This window comes from Micromonospora sp. NPDC000207 (genome assembly GCF_040300925.1).
In the GTDB taxonomy this organism is placed as follows: domain Bacteria; phylum Actinomycetota; class Actinomycetes; order Mycobacteriales; family Micromonosporaceae; genus Micromonospora.
This window is the reverse complement of sequence record NZ_JBEPEQ010000113.1, coordinates 1-17,750: the sequence shown is the minus strand read 5'-3', so window position 1 is coordinate 17,750 and position 17,750 is coordinate 1. Positions and strand designations below refer to the sequence as shown.

Annotated in this window: 10 protein-coding genes and 1 pseudogene; 4 read left to right on the top strand and 7 right to left on the bottom strand. The window is 72.9% G+C overall.

Annotation, left to right across the window (positions count from 1 at the left end; genetic code table 11):
- Positions 1-488, top strand: a pseudogene (locus tag ABT336_RS22810) (class I SAM-dependent methyltransferase); the annotation flags it as partial.
- On the opposite strand, the gene ABT336_RS22805 reads toward ABT336_RS22810, so the two are convergent.
- Entirely contained in the window at positions 472-1,413 is a 942-nt protein-coding gene (locus ABT336_RS22805; RefSeq protein ID WP_350898862.1) for a ketopantoate reductase family protein, read from the bottom strand. The pseudogene ABT336_RS22810 and the gene ABT336_RS22805 overlap by 17 nt on opposite strands.
- 83 nt (positions 1,414-1,496) lie before the next feature.
- Between ABT336_RS22805 and ABT336_RS22800 the strand changes: the two genes are divergently transcribed.
- Together ABT336_RS22800 and ABT336_RS22795 are read left to right on the top strand one after the other, a co-directional pair.
- On the top strand, positions 1,497-2,063 hold the full coding sequence (locus ABT336_RS22800) for a TetR/AcrR family transcriptional regulator (protein WP_350898860.1): 567 nt from the start codon (positions 1,497-1,499) through the stop codon (positions 2,061-2,063).
- 255 nt (positions 2,064-2,318) lie between these two features.
- The gene (locus tag ABT336_RS22795) at positions 2,319-3,590 is read left to right on the top strand and encodes a glycosyltransferase family 2 protein (RefSeq protein WP_350898858.1); all 1,272 of its coding nucleotides are present in this window, start codon (positions 2,319-2,321) and stop codon (positions 3,588-3,590) included.
- A 107-nt stretch (positions 3,591-3,697) separates the two neighbouring features.
- On the opposite strand, the gene ABT336_RS22790 is transcribed toward ABT336_RS22795, so the two are convergent.
- Both ABT336_RS22790 and ABT336_RS22785 read right to left on the bottom strand, forming a co-directional pair.
- Positions 3,698-4,429: a class I SAM-dependent methyltransferase gene (locus tag ABT336_RS22790; RefSeq protein WP_350898856.1), complete on the bottom strand. Its 732-nt coding sequence runs from the start codon at positions 4,427-4,429 to the stop codon at positions 3,698-3,700.
- Positions 4,430-4,446: 17 nt separating this feature from the next.
- Positions 4,447-5,166, bottom strand: a complete 720-nt coding sequence (locus ABT336_RS22785) for a thioesterase II family protein (protein WP_350898854.1) — start codon at positions 5,164-5,166, stop codon at positions 4,447-4,449.
- A 105-nt stretch (positions 5,167-5,271) separates the two neighbouring features.
- On the opposite strand from ABT336_RS22785, the gene ABT336_RS22780 reads away from it, so the two are divergent.
- On the top strand, positions 5,272-6,480 hold the full coding sequence (locus ABT336_RS22780) for a cytochrome P450 (RefSeq protein WP_350898852.1): 1,209 nt from the start codon (positions 5,272-5,274) through the stop codon (positions 6,478-6,480).
- Here ABT336_RS22780 and ABT336_RS22775 read toward each other — a convergent pair.
- The 4 genes from ABT336_RS22775 to ABT336_RS22760 form a co-directional block, all read right to left on the bottom strand.
- Positions 6,470-8,254, bottom strand: coding sequence for a Gfo/Idh/MocA family oxidoreductase (locus ABT336_RS22775; protein ID WP_350898850.1), 1,785 nt, complete (start codon positions 8,252-8,254; stop codon positions 6,470-6,472). The two genes, ABT336_RS22780 and ABT336_RS22775, sit on opposite strands and share 11 nt — an antisense overlap.
- Positions 8,251-9,348, bottom strand: coding sequence for an NAD(P)H-binding protein (locus ABT336_RS22770; RefSeq protein ID WP_350898848.1), 1,098 nt, complete (start codon positions 9,346-9,348; stop codon positions 8,251-8,253). Before ABT336_RS22770 ends, ABT336_RS22775 begins: the two co-directional genes overlap by 4 nt.
- Positions 9,345-14,660: a non-ribosomal peptide synthetase gene (locus tag ABT336_RS22765; protein WP_350898846.1), complete on the bottom strand. Its 5,316-nt coding sequence runs from the start codon at positions 14,658-14,660 to the stop codon at positions 9,345-9,347. Before ABT336_RS22765 ends, ABT336_RS22770 begins: the two co-directional genes overlap by 4 nt.
- Positions 14,657-17,750: non-ribosomal peptide synthetase (locus ABT336_RS22760; RefSeq protein WP_350898844.1), on the bottom strand; the 3,094-nt coding region annotated here is incomplete at its 5' end. The genes ABT336_RS22765 and ABT336_RS22760, both read right to left, overlap by 4 nt.

The window sequence follows — 17,750 nt, the reverse complement described above, 5'->3', positions numbered from 1 at the left end:
GCGACGACGCGGTCCTGCTGCTCGGGCCGCTGTACCACCTGCTGGAGCGGGCGGACCGCGTCACGGCGTGGCGGGAGGCGGCTCGGGTCGTCAGTGCCGGTGGCGTGGTCGTGGGTGCGACGATCAACCGGTTCGCGTCGTTGTTCGACGGGTTCGTGAAGGGCCACCTCACCGACCCCCGGTTCCGGCCGATGGTCGAGCGCGCCCTCACCGACGGGGTGCACCGCAACGTCGACGGCCCCGAGGAGTGGTTCACCACCGCCTACTTCCACCACCCGGACGAGTCGGTCGGTGAGGCGACCGAGGCGGGCCTGACAGTGCAGCGGCGGGTCTGCGTCGAGGGCCCGCTGGGGATGGCCGGGCCACGACTGGCCGAGATCCTGGCCGACCCCGACCTGACCGACCTGCTGAAGGAGATGACACGCTCCGTCGAGGAGGAACCGAGCCTGCTCGGCGCCGGCAGTCACGTCCTCACGATCGCCGTGTGAAGTAGCGCTCGGCGGCCTCCAGCCGGGGCACCTCGACACCCGTTCTGCGGGCTTCCTCCAGGGTGTCGCGGCAGAGGGCGCGGGTCTCCTCCGGGTTCGCGTGGGCCTCCATCACCACGCGCATCGGCGGGAAGTGCCGCAAGAGTAGGGCGAGCACCGGTGCCCCCAGCCAGACGGGTGCCGTGAAGGGCAGCAGTTCGCTGCGGTGCCGTCGCAGGTCGACGCCCCGGGCCTCGACGAGCGGTAGCAGTTCACGGGTGGCGAGGATCGCCTCGCGGGTGGCGCCGGTCGTCCACGCGGAGAGCGAGCCCAGCCGCAGGGTCTGGGTGTGCAGGCCCGCGTTCTGCACGAAGTGGATCGACAGCCAGCCACGGAAGTCGGAGTTCTCCCGGATCCGGAACCCCGCCTGGCGGAAGACCCGGCGTACGGCCCGGTCCCGCTCGGTCTGCGGGCGGTCCAGGGTGCCGAAGAAGACCACGGGCAGCAGTGCCCCCCGCAGCACACCGTCGTCGCCGAACCCCCCGCCGGCCCCGGGGAAGCCCCAGGCCACCTGGTCGGCGGGGAGGTGTTGCGTCGCTGTGGACGGCTCGACCAGGAGGTTGTTGAAGACGAGCACAGTGGCTGCGCCCACGCGGGGCCCCAGGAAGGCCGCGGCCTCCGGGAAGCTGTAGTGCTGCACGCTCAGCACGATCAGGTCGAAGTCGTGGTCCGGCTCCAGGGACTCCCGGTAGCGCACCGGCAGGCTCTCGGTGACCCGCCTGCCCCACGGCCGACGTCGGGCGTCGAGCAGGTCGATGTCGATCGTCTCCCCGTACTCCGCCGCCCGCCCCGGCCGGACGTAGAACTCGACGTGGTGCCCGGCCCGTTCCAGGGCCCACCCGTACATCGCGCCGACCACACCCCGGCCGAACATCAAGATCTTCACACCGCACCTCGTGACCTATAATCGGAGACGACCTCCACTTGGAAAATATGGAGACAGTCTCCACTTGTCAATGTGAGGGCCCCGTGACCGATGCCAGACCCCTGCGCGCCGACGCCCGCCGCAACCGCGACACCCTGATCGCCAAGGCCCGCGAGCTCTTCGCCGGCGGCTGCTTCGACCTGCGCTTCGACGACTTCGCCAAGCGGGCCGGCGTGGGCACCGGCACCCTCTACCGCCACTTCCCCACCCGGGAGGCCCTGGCCGAGGCCGTCTACCACGAAGAGATCACCGCGATGTGCGACCGCGCCCGGGAGTTGCGCACCACCCTCCCCGCCGACGAGGCGTTGGCGGCCTTCCTCCGCGACGTCGTCGACCACCTCCACTCCCACCAGGGCCTCGCCCGCACCCTCGCCACCCTCATGGCCACCCGCTCGGGCGCGCTGGCCGAAGGGGGTCGGGCCCTGCATGAGGTCGTCGCCGACCTCCTGGCCGACGCCAGGCCGGGAACCTTCCGCGACGACGTGGGTGCCGGCTCCGTCATGATGGCCCTCCAGGGCATCTGCGCCGCCTACGACCAACCGACCCACCGGAGCGACGCCGACGGGGTCATCACCCTCGTCCTCGCTGGGCTCCGCCGCCCGGCGCAGTAGCCACACCGCCGCCGCCGATCGGGGCCCGACCGCCCCTGCGCTCCACCGAACGGCCGCCCTCGATGCCCGGTAGGCTCGACGGGCCCCCCGATCCAGCGGAGCCCGTCTATGCTGTGGCGGGCCGTACGACGACAGGCCGGGTGTCCACACCGGACGGACGTGGCGTGTCCTGCGCACGCGGCCTCCCCGGTCGGGCCCGACCGGCCGGTCAACAGAGATCCGCACCCCTCGGTGCGGTGTGGGAGGCCAGCGACAGTGACCCTCAGCGTCGTCATCCCGTACTTCCGGCAGGCCCGAGCCCTCGACCTGAGCCTCGGCGCCCTCGCGGCCCAGGACCCGGACGCCGGCCGTTTCGAGGTCGTGATCGTCGACGACGACTCCCGGGACGAGGTCGAGTCCCTGGTCAAGACCTACCGTGACCGACTCGACCTGCGGCTCGTCCGCCTGCCGGTGAACCTGGGCCGGGCCGCCGCCCGCAACCGGGGGGTGGCCGAGGCCACCGGTGAGCGGATCGTCCTGCTCGACGCCGACTCCCTGGCCGACAGCGGACTGGTCGGGCGGCACGCCCGCTTCCACATCGACCATCCGGAGAAGGTCCTGCTGGGGGCCCGGATCGAGCACGACTGGCGGGCGGTGCACGACCCGACCCGCCCGCCGTCCCCGTCGGCCTACCACACCGACCTGCGCTACCGGTGGGGCCTGGACCCGGAGACCTTCTCCGACAGTCCGGCCCCCTGGATCTTCGGATACAGCCACCACATGTCAGTGCCGACGGCACAGATCCGGGCTCTCGGCGGATTCGACGAACGCTTCGTCAGGTGGGGGCACGAGGACGTCGAGTTCTCCTACCGGCTCTTCCTCGCGGCGGGTCGGCAGCCGGGCCACTTCCACTTCGACCCGCTCGCCCTCTGCCACCACGTCCCGCACTTCCGCAACGCCCTGAGCAACTGGGCGGAGGCCGACGGGATCCTCCCGTACATGATCGACAAGCACCGCACCCTGGAGGTGGAGCTGTACAAGGAGGGGCCCCTGGGCGTCAACGCGGCCCTCCCGACGTACCTGGAACGGCTCCGCGCCCTGCACGACCGGGACAGTCGGGCCGCCCTCGACGAGACCCTCGCCGCACTACCGCAACGCCAGGAGCCGGGGCGGCTGGGGATCGGCATCGGGCTGGCCGACCGGATGGGGTCGCACCCGGGCACGGAACTGCTCGACCACCGGCCACCCGCCGAGGCCCCACCCGGCCTGATCGGTCTGCGCCTGCCCTACCCCGGAGACCGCTTCGCCGACCTGCTCAACCTCGACGTGTGGCGGATCGCCTCACCCGAGCACCTGTCCAAGATGGTGATCGAGAGCCTCCGGGTGGCCCGGACCGTCTACCTCGGCGCGGCCAAGGGGCTGCCCACCGACCAACTCGGTCTGGTCGACTGCCCCGACCACCTCTGCGACATGTTGCGCGGACACACCGACAGCGAGGTGATCCACGACGGCGACCACGCCTGGGTGATCCGGATCAGACGCCGGTAGACCCGGCGACAGGGCGGTCACCTCCACGGCCGGGTCACCGCCCACGCCGGGGACGCGACGACCCGGCCGAGCCGAGGGATCGGTGCTCGCAGGGTGACTGTGGGCCGTCAGCGGATCAACACCCCGATCTCCGGAGAGCCCGGCACCCCGGAGCCACCGAGGTGACGGGCGGTCATGCCCGACTCGGCCGCCAACCCCTCCAGGCTCAGCGTCGCCCAGTCGTAGACGTCCTCGACCTCCCGGAGGGTCTCGCCCCCGGCCGACACCTTCCACGTGGTCCGCCACCGCATCAGCGTCGGCGTGACCACGTCCGCCGAGGTCCACCACTCGTAGGTCTGCGTACCGATGGTCTCCCTGAGCATCCGGATCGGCTCGATCCGCCGGGCGCGGTGCCCGCCCATCAACTCGACCACGACCGGAGCCCCCACCGGCAGGCGCGAGCGCAGCAGGTCCCAGAGCCGGGCCCGCTCGTCCTCGCCGAGGTGCCCGAGCACCCCGAAGACGACCACCGCGCTGATCCGGGCGGGAAGCCGCAACTGCGGGGCCGCCGCCGCCACCACGTCGACCCGCCGACGCAGGTCGACGTCTCCGAGGACCCGGCTGGTGAGGACCGCCCGCATCGGGGTGGACGGCTCCACCGCGACGATCCGGGCGGCGGGGAGCCGGTCGGCGATGACCCGGGTCAACCGGCCGGTCCCCGCTCCGATCTCGACCACCGGGCCGAGAGCCGGGTCCACCCCGCGCAGGGCGGTGGCCAACGGACCGGAACTGGTGCGGACGTGACGGTCGGCGACCATCTCGTAGAACTCGGCGGAGGTGCTGTAGAAGTCAGTGGCCATCGTCGTCTCCTGGTTGGTCACGGGGTGCTGGGCCACACGGCGGCGGCGGTGGGCAGGTCGAGCGCGGACATCAGGGCGGCGACCACCGGCCGCCGCTGCGGGACCAGGAAGAAGTGGTCGCCCCGGAACACCCTCACCTCGGTGGGACCGGTGGTGGTGGCGGCCCAGCCGGCGGCGTCGGCCTCGCCGCACTCGGGATCGGCGTCGGCGACGAAGACGGACACCGGACAGTCCAGTGGCGGGGCCGGCCGTGGCGAGTACGTCTCGGCGAGCCGATAGTCGTTGCGGACGACCTCCAGCACGGTGCGGCGCAGGTCCGGGTCGGCGAGGACCTCCGGGTGGGTGCCGCCGAGCCGGAGGAGTTCGGCGACGAGGGTGTCGTCGTCGCCCCGGTGGACCGTCCCGGGTCGCAGGTCGGTCGGGGCCTGCCGGGCGCAGGCCACCAACCGCATCGGGCCCGCCCGCCCCCGTCGCCGCAACTCCTGCGCCAGTTCGTACGCCACCGCCGCACCCATACTGTGGCCGAGCAGTACGTACGACCCGGTGAGGTCCAGCTCGTCGACGAACTCGTCGACCAGATCCGGCATCCGGTCGACAAGCGGCTCACCGAACCTGTTCTCCCGCCCCGGATACTGCACCGCGACGAGTTCAGCCTGCGGCGGCATCAGCGCGTACCAGGAACGGAAAGCGCTGGCACCACCCCCCGCATGCGGGAAACAGAAAATGCGTACGGTCACTTTTCTTTCCTCTTTTCGGGCAGCATGAGACACCCATTTCAGGGTGGATGGAAATTGTGCGTCGTTCGTTTTTCAGGTGTAGGTTGTTGCCCCCAGGAAGAAAAGGTGAGAAGCGACATGAACGAACTGCGGGCCTTTCCCGTACCCCGGTCCTGCCCTTTCTCGGCCCCCCGCGAATACGCGGCCGTCGGTGCCGAGCAGGTGCGGCTGCCCACCGGCCGACGGGCCTGGGTGGTGACCGGCTACGAGGCCGTCCGGGCGCTGCTGGCCGACCGGAGACTCAGCGCCGACGTCCGGCACACCAACTTCCCCGCCCTGGCCACCGGGGAACAGGAGGTCGGTGCCCGGACCCGCCCGTTCATCCGCATGGACCCGCCGGAACACACCTCCCACCGCCGGATGCTCCTGCCCGAGATGACCGTCCGGAAGGCCCGGGCGATGCGCCGGACCGTCCAGCGGGTCGTCGACGAACGGGTCGACGAACTGTTGCGGCACGGACCGCCGGTCGACCTGCTCACCCAGTTCGCCCACACCGTCTCCAGCACCGTGATGTGCGAGATGATCGGAGTTCGACGCAGCGACCCGTGGTTCCGGCGCATCACCGGCGCACTGGGCTCCCAGCAGATCGGTGGCGGCGGCAGCGACGCCCGGACCGCCACCGAGGGGCTCGACGCCCTGTTCGACGTCTTCGACGGTCTGGTCACCGAACGCGAGCGCGACCCCGGCGAGGACCTGCTGAGCCGGCTCATCGTCGAGCACCTGCACACCGGTGCCGTCCGACGCGACGACCTGCTCGCCACCGTGGCCATCACCGTCGTCGCGGGCCGGGAGACGACCACCAGCATGATCGGTCTCAGCGTGCTGGCCCTGCTCGACGACGACCGGCGGTTGTGGAAGCAACTCGACGCCGACCCGACCCTGCTCCCCGCCGCCGTCGAGGAGTTGCTGCGCGCCCTGTCGGTGGGCGACTCGATCGCCCTGCGGGTGGCGACCGAGGACATCCGGGTCGGTGACGTCGTGATCCCCGCCGGGGACGGGGTGATCCCGCTGCTGGCCGGGGCCAACCACGACCCGACGGTCTTCGCCGACCCCTCGGTCCTCGACTTCACCCGCGAACGGCGCAGCCACGTCGCCTTCGGCTACGGGGTGCACCAGTGCGTCGGCCAGAACCTGGCCCGGGTCGAGTTGCAGGTCGCACTCGGGACCCTCGTCGACCGCATCCCGACACTTCGACTGGACGCCGAGACGTCCGCCCTGTCCTTCAGGCACGACGCCATCGCGTACGGCCCCGACCGCGTGCCGGTCAGGTGGTGAGCGGAACACGGAGCACACCGGCGTGAGGCAGGCCCGGCAACGGTTCGTGTTCCAGGCCCGCCTCCGCCGCGACCTGCGCGACGGTCACCGTGAACCACAGGTACGAGTCGTGGACCTCGCGGACCGGTTCGTCGCCGCGTCGGACCCGCCACGTCGTGTCCAGACGCATCCGGTCGGGGCCGACGGGCTCACCCGACATCCACCACTCGTACCGGTGCTCACCGAGGCGACGGGTCACCAGTCGTACCGGTGGCATCGTCACCGGTTCCGACAGTCCCATCAGCTCCACCACCATCGGCCCGCCCGGCGGCAGGCGTCGACGAAGCTCCGCCAGGAGCCTGCGACGGGCCTCGGCGTCGAGGTGCCCGAGTACCCCGCACAGCACCACCGCCGACAGTCGGGGCGGCAACTCCAGGTCCTGGGCGGCCGCGGCCACCACCGACACCCGGTCCCGCAGCGCGGGCTGGGCGTCCACCCGGCTGGTCAGGATCGCCCGCATTGCCGCCTCCGGTTCGGCGGCGACCACCGCTGCCTGCGGGAACGCGCGGGCCACCGCCTCGGTGACCAGTCCGGTGCCCGCCCCGATCTCCAGGATCGGCCCGTCTGCCGGGTCGACCCCGGCCAGGGCCGCCACGACCGCCGGGCCGCTGCGCTCGACGTGGTCGCGGGCGGCCAGGTCGAAGAACTCCGCCGAGGAGCCGTACCCGGTCACCGCCGGGCCGACCCGCTCCGCCGGTAGCGGCACCGGGGTGGCCGGGCTGATCAGCTCGGGCGGGCCGAGCCGCTCCATCACCTCCCGCCACCACCCCGCCATGGCCAGATCCGGCTGTCCCCCGCGCAGCGGGTCACCGCCGGCCCGGACCGCCTCGACCAGCTCGGTCAGGGCGGACCCCACCGCCTGCGGCCACCACCCGTCGAACGCCTGGGCGTACGTCGGTTGCTGCGGGGCACCCAGCACGGAGGTGGTGGGCAGCGGCATCGACGGACCCGCACCCGTGCCCCCGGTCAGCAACCGGCCGTCGGTGTCGCGGGGTGCGTGCAGGCGCGGACTCCACAGCACCGGGCCGTGCGTGTCGGCCAGGGTCAGCACTCCCCCGTCGGTGCCCACCGCGATCCGGTGCCAGAACAGGGCGTGGTTGTCCCGGTCGGCCGGGTCGATCTGGTTCTGCACCCGCAGGGTCAACGGCACCCCGGCCAGCTCACCGTGGACCGTCCGCAGCGGCCCCGGCCCGTAGGGCTCCGACAGTGTCCGGGGGCGCACCCCACCCACCGCCCGGACCAGGATGTCCGCCAACGGTTGGAGGACGTGCACCGACGACGCCACGTCGACGAAGAGCAGGTTCCGCTGCGCACGCAGCCGGGCGGCGGCCCCCAGGAAGGTCCGCACCGGGTCCAGGTGCCGGTAGTGGGTGTTGACCCGGTACTGCACCCCGGCCGCCCGGGCGACGCGCAGACACCCGGCGATCTCGTCGGGGTGCACCGGATGTTCCTGCAGGACGTGGACGCCCCGCTCCAGCAGCGCCACCGCCAGGTCGGTGCCGGTGCCGCCGCTGACCGCCCCCGGCACCACCACACACGCCACGTCGACCTCAGCCGGCAGGTCGTCGACGGAGGTGAAGGCGGGCACCCCCGACGACCGGGCATGCTCGCGGGAGTACCGGCTGCCCGTCGACAGGATCCCGACCAGGGTCAGGTCGGGGTGGTCCCGGACGGCCCGCGTGTAGAAGCGGCCGAAGTTGGTGCCGCAGACGACGGTACGCAGCGGCCGGGTCACAGCGTCCCCTCCTCGTACGCCTCGTCGTCGTGGCCGGGCACCCGGATCTCGGCCGCCCCACCCCGGTTGATCTCGTCGACCACCCATCCCGGGTCGAGCACCTCCCCACCGAAGTGCAGACCCGGCGGAACGGCCCCGTCGAGGACGGCCCGGACGGCGAGCACCCCGGTGACAGCGGTCAGCCGGTAGCTCGACGGCGTGCTCACCACCGCCGTACGGGGACCCTCCGGCCCGTCCAGGGTGAACACCATGCGGTAGTAGGGCCGACGGCCCGCCAGGTCGACCTCCGCCGCCGTGATCAGCCGGGAGATCGCGGCGGCCCGCGCGCCCGGGTCGTCGAGACCGAGGGTCGGCAGCCGGGCGAACAGTGCCCGCACCCGGGGTCCCGGATGCACGTTGTAGTTGTCCAGCTCGGTCAGGTCCAGGGTGGCGGCGAGACGTTCGGCCTCGGCGGTCAGGATCGGTTGCAGGGTCGCCCGATCCGGGAAGTACGGCACCTCGGCGTCCTCGACGACGCGCAGTGCCCGGGGCACCCGGCGGCCGTGCCGCCACGCCGCCAACGGCACCCCGAACGGCTCCCCCTCCGCCCCGCCGACGGTCAGGGAGAGCATGAAGTCGGCGGCCACCGTCTCGGTGCACCGCTCCACCCCACCGGCGTGGCACACCAGCCGTCCCGCCCCGGGCCACCGTCCCGCCAGCCAGCGCGGCACCAGCGCCGACAACCCGGGCAGGGTCCCGGCGGACAGCACCACCCGCGCCCCGCCCCGGACGGCTTCGGCCGCCGTCAGCTTCTCGTGCACCGGGTCGTCGCCGCCGACGTCCACATAGTGCGCCCCGGCCGCGAGCGCGGCCGACGCCATCCGCTCCTGCAACGCGTACGTCGGTCCGGCGCAGTTGAGCACGACCCGCAGGCCGGTGCAGAACGCCGCCACCGACCGGGCGTCGGTCACGTCGACCGCCACCACCTCACCGTCGGCAGTCGACAGCCGTTCCGTGCGGCGGGCACCCAGGCGCAGCGGCCCGTACCCGGCCTCCCGTAGGGCCTGCACCGCGTGACGACCCACCGCGCCGGAGGCCCCGAGCACCCCGATCACGCCGGCTCCAACCCGTCCACCAGCTCCACCAGGTGCCCGAACACCGTCGGCACGTGGGTGGCGGTCATGCAGGTGAAGTGCTGCCCCGGGATGTCCCGGCTGGACAGGTCTCCCAGGCACAGCTTCGCCCAGTGCTCGGTGATCGTCTCGGCGCTGCCCGGGAAGGGGTACGTCCCGTTGTGCCGCAGGAAGGTGATGTCCCCGGCGTACGGCTCGGTCCGGTGCCGGCTCAACGCGAAGATGCTCTGCTGGTACGTCCGCAGGGTCCGCAGCATCCCCTCGGGTTCGTAGGAACCGGCCAGGTCCGGTGGCAGCGCCTCGCACATCCGGGCCACCCGACGCATCCGGGGTACGGCCTCCAGGGCGGCGAATGCCTCGGCGACGTCGGCGAACTCCCCGTCCAGGTCCGCCAACGACCCGTTCGCGATCGCCTCGGGTGAACGGGCGAGCACCGCCCCCGCCGCCGCGCCGACCCGGTCCTGGTCGGCGGGGAAACCGATCGCCTCCAGGTCCATCCCCATCATCAACGCGAACGAGTACTCCGAGAGCAGGTCGTCGTCGATGCGGAAGGTCGGGCTGTGGCTGGAGACGACGGTCAGGCTCCGTACGGTGGCACCCGACTCGGTCAGCACCCGGGCCACCTCGGTGGCGATGATCCCGCCGACGCAGTACCCGACCACGTCGTACTCCCGGGCGCCGGTGTCCAGCAACTCCGCCGCGTACTGTGCGGCCAGCCGGTCGACGAGGCCCTCCGGATCGGCGTTGAGGAAGTCGTCGAGCGCCGGGATCTCCAGACCCACCAGGCCGTTGCGGCCTCCGGCGCGTCGGATCTCGGTGATCAGCGGCCGGTACGGCAGGAGGGTTCCGGTGCCGGCGTGCACCAGCACCGTCACCGGACCGGACAGGTCGTCGACCAGTCGCACCACCGACGAGGCGGCGACCCCGGTCTGCGTGGTGTCGGAGGTGGCGTGTTCGCGCAGGTACGCGGCCAGTCCGGCGACGGTCGGCGTGCGCAGCAGGTGACGCAGGACGACCTCCCATTCCAGGTCCCACTCCCCCGGCAGCCCGTCGAGGCCGTCGCGCAGCCGCCCGACCAGCCGGGCCACCAGCAGCGAGTCCCCACCGAGGGCGAACAGGTCGTCGTGGCGACCCACCCGGTCGACACCGAGCAACTCCGCCCAGAGCCCGGCCAGGCGCTCCTCCAGGTCGTCGACCGGCTGCTCACCGGCCACGGCGAGGTCGGCGGGGGCCAGCCAGGACGACAGGGTGGCCCGGTCCACCTTCCCGTTCGGGGTACTCGGCAACGCGTCCACCACCTGCCACTGGGCGGGGACCATGTACTCGGGCAGCCGGTCGGCGGCGAACCGGACGAGGTCGGCGACCACCACCGGTTCCCGGTCGGCCTTGAACCGGACCAGGAACAGCGACTGTCCGCCCAGCCCCACCTCGGCGACCAGGTCACCCCCGGCCGTGCGCAGGGCGTCGCGCCACTGCGGTGGGCTCAGGAACGACTGTCCCGCCTCGGCCCGGACGTCGGTGAAGGGACCCGCGTGTTCGGCGAGGAACTCGGTGGAGATCCGGACCGAGGCCGCCCCGTCGTCGGTGTTCTCCGACAACAGCAGCCACCCCCCGGGGGCCACCAGTTCCCGGATCCGGCCCAGCGCCACGTCCACGTCGGTGCTGTTGTTCAGCACACCGGCGCAGACGACGACGTCGGCAGTGTTCGGGGTCAGGCCCTGGCCGCGCAGGTCCCGTTCCGGGTCGAGGAGGGCGAAGCGGGCCTGCTCCACCCGGTCCGCGGCGGCGGCCAGCCGCAGCGGGGAGGTGTCGGTGCACAGGTAGTCCACGTCGAACCCGGCCAACGCCGGCAGCAGCTCCACGGCCGCGCCGCCGTGCCGTACGCCGATCTCCACGACGCGCAGCGTCCCGGTGTGCGCCGTGGCGACGGCCCGGACCGCCTCGACGATCGCGGCGTGCAACCGTCGGCTGACGGCGTTGCCCCGGTAGGCCGTCTCCAGGGCCTGCGGGGACAGCAGACCGCCGACCTCGATCTCGCCGCGCAGCAGCGGCACCAGCTGGTCGGCGCAGGACCGGACGGCGTCGAACAGCTCCCGCCCCCACCCGCAGCCGTCCTGGAGGTCGGCCGCCCGGTTCCAGGCGGCGGTGACCTGTTCGGCCGAGGGCACCGGGACGGGCACGCCCGACCAGCGCCGCACCAGGCGGTGGTGCCGGTCGGCGACGCCGAGGTCCGCGCAGAACTGCTCGGCGCTGCGGCCGTCGAGCAGCAGTGCGGTGGTGAGCAGGGCCGCCGCGTCGAACGCGTCGAGGAACTCGGCCACCCGATGGTCCGTCGGAACCTCCAACGCGTCGACCAGCCCCGGGGGGACGGGCGCGGGTCCGGTCCGGCGGGCCGGTTCGACGAAGGCCGCCAGCCGCCGCGACGCCGTCCTCGCGGTCGCCCCCGACTCGCCCTCGACGACCACCGCGCTCGCCCCGACCCCGTCGGCGGCGTCCAGGACCGCCTGGATCTCGCCGAGTTCGATGCGGTAGCCACGGATCTTCACCTGGTGGTCCGCCCGGCCCAGGAACTCGATCACCCCGTCGGGGTGGTACCTGCCGAGGTCACCGGTGCGGTAGAGGCGGCGGCCGTCGACCGGGTGGGTGACGAACCGGGCCTCGGTCCGTTCCCGGTCGCCGAGGTAGCCCTCGGCCAACCCGACCCCACCGATGTACAGCTCGCCGACCACGTGGTCCGGGCACCGGCGCATCGCCGGGTCGAGGACGTCGAAGGTCTGGTTCCGCAGCGGGGTCCCGTACGGGATGCTCGACCACTGCGGGTCGACCTTCTCCACCGGGTGGTGGATCGACCAGATCGCGGCCTCGGTGGCCCCGCCGAGGGAGTGCAGCCGCACCTGCGGCAGCAGGCTGCGGACCTGCTCCGGCAGGGACAGCGGGATCCAGTCCCCCGACAGCATCGCCAGGCGTAGCGTCGGCAACGGTTCGCCGGTCGTGCCCAGGTAGTCGGTCACCATCTGCAGCTGCCCCGGCACCGAATTCCAGAGGGTCACCTGCTCGGCGGCGACAGTCTCCGCCCAGGCGGCCGGGTCACCCCGTCGGGCGGGGTCCGGGAACACCACAGTCGCGCCGGCACCGAGCAGCCCGAACACGTCCCACACCGACAGGTCGAAGCCGAGCTGCGCCAGGGCCAGACCCCGGTCACCGGGGCCGACGGAGAACCGGTCGTTGATGTCGGCGACGGTGTTGAGGGCGGCCCGGTGGCTGACCATCACCCCCTTCGGGTCCCCGGTGGAGCCGGAGGTGTAGATGACGTAGGCCAGTCCCGTCGGGTCGACACCGGGCACCGGCACCTCGGCACCCCGCGCCGGCAGGAGGTCGACCGCCACCGGGTCGACTCCCTCGGGGAGGTCCAGTTCGTCGGTCAGCCACGACTGGGTCAACACCCGACGCGCGTCGGCGTCCCGCAGGATCGCCCGTCGCCGCAGCGTGGGCTGGGTCAGGTCCAGCGGCAGGTACGCAGCACCCGCGAGCAGCGCCCCCACGACCCCGACGACCTGCTCCCACCCCTTGTCCATTGTCACCGCGACCAGTTCACCGGGGCGGACACCACAGTCGGTGAGCACCCGGGCCACGACCGCGGCCCGCTCCACCACCTCCCGGTAGGTGAGGGACCGCCCGCCGGCCCGCACGGCGACCGCCTCCGGGGTGCGCCCCGCCGCCGCCACCACGGCGTCGCAGAGCAGACCGGACGGCACCGCAGCCGCTGTGGCGTTGACCGCCTCGCGGACCTGCCGGGTCGACGCGGGCAGCTCCACCGTGGCCGGGTCGTCCCACCCGGTGGCCTCGGCCAGGTCACCGACCAGGGTGGTGAACGCCGCGAACATCTCCCCGGCCGTGTCGCCGGGCAGCACCCCGTCCCGGACGTCCCAGCTCAACGCCAGGGCACCGGAGCGTTCCATCACCTGACAGTCGATCCACACCTGAGGGGTCTGGCTCACCGCGTACCGCACCTCGGCCTGCGGTTGACGGACGGCGGCGGCCCCGAGGGTGCTGGTGAACACCACAGGCATCAGCACCGTGTCGGCCTCACTGCGTCGGGTCAGCTCGGCGAGGACCTCGCTGCCCCCGAAGAGCGGATGGGCGAGGTCCTCCAGCAGGGTGGCACTGATCTCCCGGACCCGTTCGGTGAAGGTCCGGGGGCTGCCGAGGTCGACCTCCAGCAGCTCCACGGCGGTGAAGTCACCCACCAGTCGACCGACGTCGGGGTGCAGCGGCAGCCGGTCGAAGACCGGCACGTTGAGCAGGAACCGGGGGGTGCGGCTCCACCTGCCGACCACCTCCGCGTACGCGGTCAGGATCGCCGAGGAGACGGCGACGCCCCGGTCGGCGGCCTGCCCCCGGACGGCGGCGAAGGTCTGCGGCGACAGGGTCACCGAGAGGTGCCGGAACCGGCAGGGGGCGTACGGGTCCCCGGCGACGGGCAGGTCCGGGGCGGACGGCAGGGAGTCCAACCGCTGGTGCCAGTACGCCCGGTCCCGGTCGTGGCCGAGGCCCTGCCGCTGACCCCGGCGGGCCAGCACGTAGTCGCGGAAGCCCACCGTCAGCTCCGGCAGGTCCCGGCCGTGGTAGAGGTCCTCCACCTCGGCCAGTACCAGTTGGAGGCTGGCGTAGTCGACCACCAGCAGGTCCACCGACAGGTGCAGCAGGAGTGCGGCGTCGGTGCGGGTGACCCGCACCTGGTGCAGGGGCCACCTGTCGGTGTCGGGCACCCGCTCGCCGAGTTCTGCGCGGATCCGGTCGACTGCGGTGTCGACGTCGTCGTCGGCGGCTCCCCGCAGGTCGGTCACCGGGATCTCGGGCGCCGGCGGGTCGGCGAGCACCTGCTGGTAGCCGTCCGGGTGCACCACCGCGCGCAGCATGTCGTGGCGGGCGACGACGGCGTGCCAGGCGGCGACCAACCGGTCCGGGTCGGTGTCGGCGGGGAAGGCCAGCTCCACGTAGGTGTGGCAGGCCACCCCGCCGTACGGGAAGGCGGTGCCCCGCCCCACCAGGTAGGCGGCCTGGATGTCGGTCAGCGGGAACGGTTCGTGCCGGGCCGCCGGGTCCGGGGTCAGGGTCTCCCGGTCCCGCTGGTCCCGCAGCGCGGCGAGGACGTCCTCGCGGTGGGCGCGCAGCAGCGAACGGCGTTCCTCGGTCAGGGCGCCCTGGGCGGCGCGGAACCGGAGCTGCCCGTCCTCCTCCCAGAGCCGGATGCCGTTGTTCTCCAGGTCGGCGATGAGGGTCTTGGCGTTCATATGGTTCCGGTCTCCACGGCGTTGTCGGTGCGGGTGGTCTCGATGTGGGTGGCCAGGTCCGCGACGGTCGGGGCGGCCAGGAAGGTACGGACGGAGATGTCGACGTCGAAGGTCCTGTTCACGGCGGCGACCAGGCGCAGGGCGAGCAGACTGTCCCCGCCGGAGGTGAAGAAGTCGGCTCTCCGGTCGGCCACCGGGTCGCCGAGCTGCTCGGCCCAGAGCCGGGCGAGGAGGGTCTCCACCGGGCCGGTGGGGGGACGTGTCGTGTCCGGTTCCCGGGGCACCCGGGCGGCGAGCCCCGCCCGGTCGACCTTGCCGTTGGCGGTCAGCGGCAGGGCGTCCAACGACACGACGCGGTGCGGCACCGCGTACGCGGGAAGCCGGTCACCCAGGTGGGCGGGCAGGTCCCCGAGGTGCCCCCGGGGCACCACGAAGGCCCACAGTCGGCGGGTGCCGCGCCCGCCGGTGGCCAGCACCACCGCCTCGGCGATCCCGTGGTGGGCGCGCAGGGCGGCCTCGACCTCACCGGGTTCGATCCGGTGTCCACCGACCTTGACCTGGTCGTCGGCTCGGCCGAGGAACTCCAGGGTGCCGTCGTCCCAGTACCGTCCCCGGTCACCCGTGCGGTACCAGCGGACCCCTGCGACCTCGACGAACCGTTCGGCGGTACGTGCCGGGTCTCCGTGGTAGCCGGCGGCGACACCGGCACCACCGATCCACAGCTCACCGGGGACCAGGTCGGGACAGTCGAGCCCCACCGGGTCGACGACCCGGAACTGCTGGTTGGCCAGCGGGAACCCGTACGGTATCGAGGTCCACCGGGGTGGCACCTCCCGCACGTCGCAGGCGTTGGACCAGATGGACGCCTCGGTGGCGCCGCCCAGTGCGGTGAACCGGCAGTCCGGTGCCAGCGCGTGGACCCGGCGGGGCAGGTCGAGGCCGACCCAGTCACCGGAGACCAGGACCGCCCGCAGCCCGGCCAGGCCGGGTGCCTGCGTCGGTGCCGCCTCGGCGGCGGTGAGCAGCATGTCCAGCAGGACCGGGGCGGAGTTCCAGACGGTGACCGGGTGCCGGGCGATCGACGCCAGCCAGGCCTGCGGGTCACGGCGGTCGTCCTCGGCGGGCAGCACCACCGCGCCCCCGGCCCCGAGCAGACCGAAGACGTCGTAGACGGAGAGGTCGAAGTCGAGGGCGGAGACGGCGAGGACCCGATCCGCCGGTCCCACCGCCCACCGCTCGTTGACGTGGGCCACGGTGTTGAGAGCCGCCCGGTGGGTGACCGCCACCGCCTTGGGCTCGCCGGTCGACCCCGACGTGAAGATCAGGTACGCGAGGTCGGTGGGGGCCCGGTCGACCGGACGGGGCAGGGGGGCGTGCCGCTGGGCGGCCCGCACGTCGACGTCCACCCCGACGACCGCCCGCAGGTCGGCGATCCGGTGCATCCGCTCACGGCGTACCGCCGGTTGGTCCACCCCGATCGGGACGTAGACGCCCCCCGCCGTCAGGACCCCCAGGATCGCGACGATCTGGTCGGGTCCCTTCGGGAGGCTGACCCCGACGGTGTCGCCGGGGCGGATCCCGTACGCCACCAGGGCCCCGGCGACGCGCAGCGCCCGGTCGGCCAGCTCCCCCCGGGTCATGGTGCCGTCGTGCCACAGCAGCGCCTCGGCGTCGGGACGGGTGTGGGCGAGCTGGAGGAACCGGTCGTGCAGCAGCCCACCGGGGAGCGGGGCGGCGGTGTCGTTCACCGCCCGACGGACGGCCGCCTGTCGCATCGGCAGGACCGACGGCGGCGGACGGTTCCAGTCCGCCTCGGTGAGGTGCTCCACCATCAAGGTGTACGCGGCGAACATGTCGTCGAGGACGTCCGGTGCGAACAGTTCCTCCACCGCGTCCCAGGTGATCCGCAGCCGTCCCTGCGCCTCGGTGACCTGGTTGTCGAGGAGGACCTGAGGGGACTGGGACACTCCCCAGACCTGCTCGCCGAAGGCCGTCGCCGGTGTCGTCCCGCCGACGCCGACGGCGCTGGTGAACACGACCGGGACGGGGCCTCCGGTGCGCCGGGCCAGCTCCCGCAGCAGCCAACCGGCGGGGACCGCACGGTGGTCGAGGTCCTCTCCCAGCCTCTGCTGCACCCCGGTGACCAGGTCCAGGAAGGAGTCCCTGCGGTCACGGCGGTACCCGATCAGGGACAGGGTGGTGAAGTCCCCGAGGACCCTGTCGACGTGCGGATGCAGTGGCAGACGGTTGAACAGGGTGAGGGTGACAGCGACGCCGGACTGCCCGCTCCACGCCCGCAACACCTCTGCGTAGCAGGTGAGCAGCACTGTGGAGGGGGTCAGACCGTACCCCCGGGCGACGGCCCGGAGCCGGTCCCACCGGCGCGGGTCGAGCAGGTGTTCGCGGCGGGTGAACCGGTGACCGGCCAGCGCCGCCGGGTCTCCGACGGTCGGCAGGGCCGGTGCCGGCGGCAGCTCGTCGAGGCGGCGGGACCAGTGTTCCCGGGCCCGGTCGACGGCCTCCTGCGACGGGGTGGCCGCCGGCAGGTAGTCGCGGAAGGAGACCCCCACCTCGGGAAGCTCGGCAGCGGGATCGGCGTAGAGGAGGTCCAGTTCCCGGTAGAGCAGCATGATCGACAGGGCGTCGAAGATGAGGTAGTCCAGGCCGATCCCGATCCGGGTACGCGGTGTGTGGCCGTCCCGGTACCGGACGGCCCGTACCTCGAACAGGGGCCAGCGGTCCACCGGGAGTCGACGGTGGGACAGTTCCTCCCGCATCCGGTCGACCTGCGCCGCCCCCTCGGTGACCGCGACGGTGAAGGGCGGCACCGAGGGCAGGACCCGCTGGTGGCCGTCGTCGTCGAAGACCGCCCGGAGCATGTCGTGGCGGTCCACCAGGATCCGCCACGCCTGTTCCAGCCGGTCCAGGTCGACGTCGGTGCCGTCGAACTCGCTGTAGTGCCAGGTCCCGACGCCGCCCAGGGGCAGCCGGTCGTCGCGCCCGATCAGGTAGGCGGCCTGGACGTCGGTCACCGGGAAGGGGTCGTACCGGTGGGCGGGGTCGGCGGTGAGGGCGGCCGGACCGGCGGCC

What these genes read in the sequence shown, in the direction of transcription:
- ABT336_RS22765 (WP_350898846.1), bottom strand. Translation starts at nt 14,660, where the DNA reads ATGAACGCCAAGACCCTCATCGCCGACCTGGAGAACAACGGCATCCGG.
- ABT336_RS22790 (WP_350898856.1), bottom strand. Translation starts at nt 4,429, where the DNA reads ATGGCCACTGACTTCTACAGCACCTCCGCCGAGTTCTACGAGATGGTC.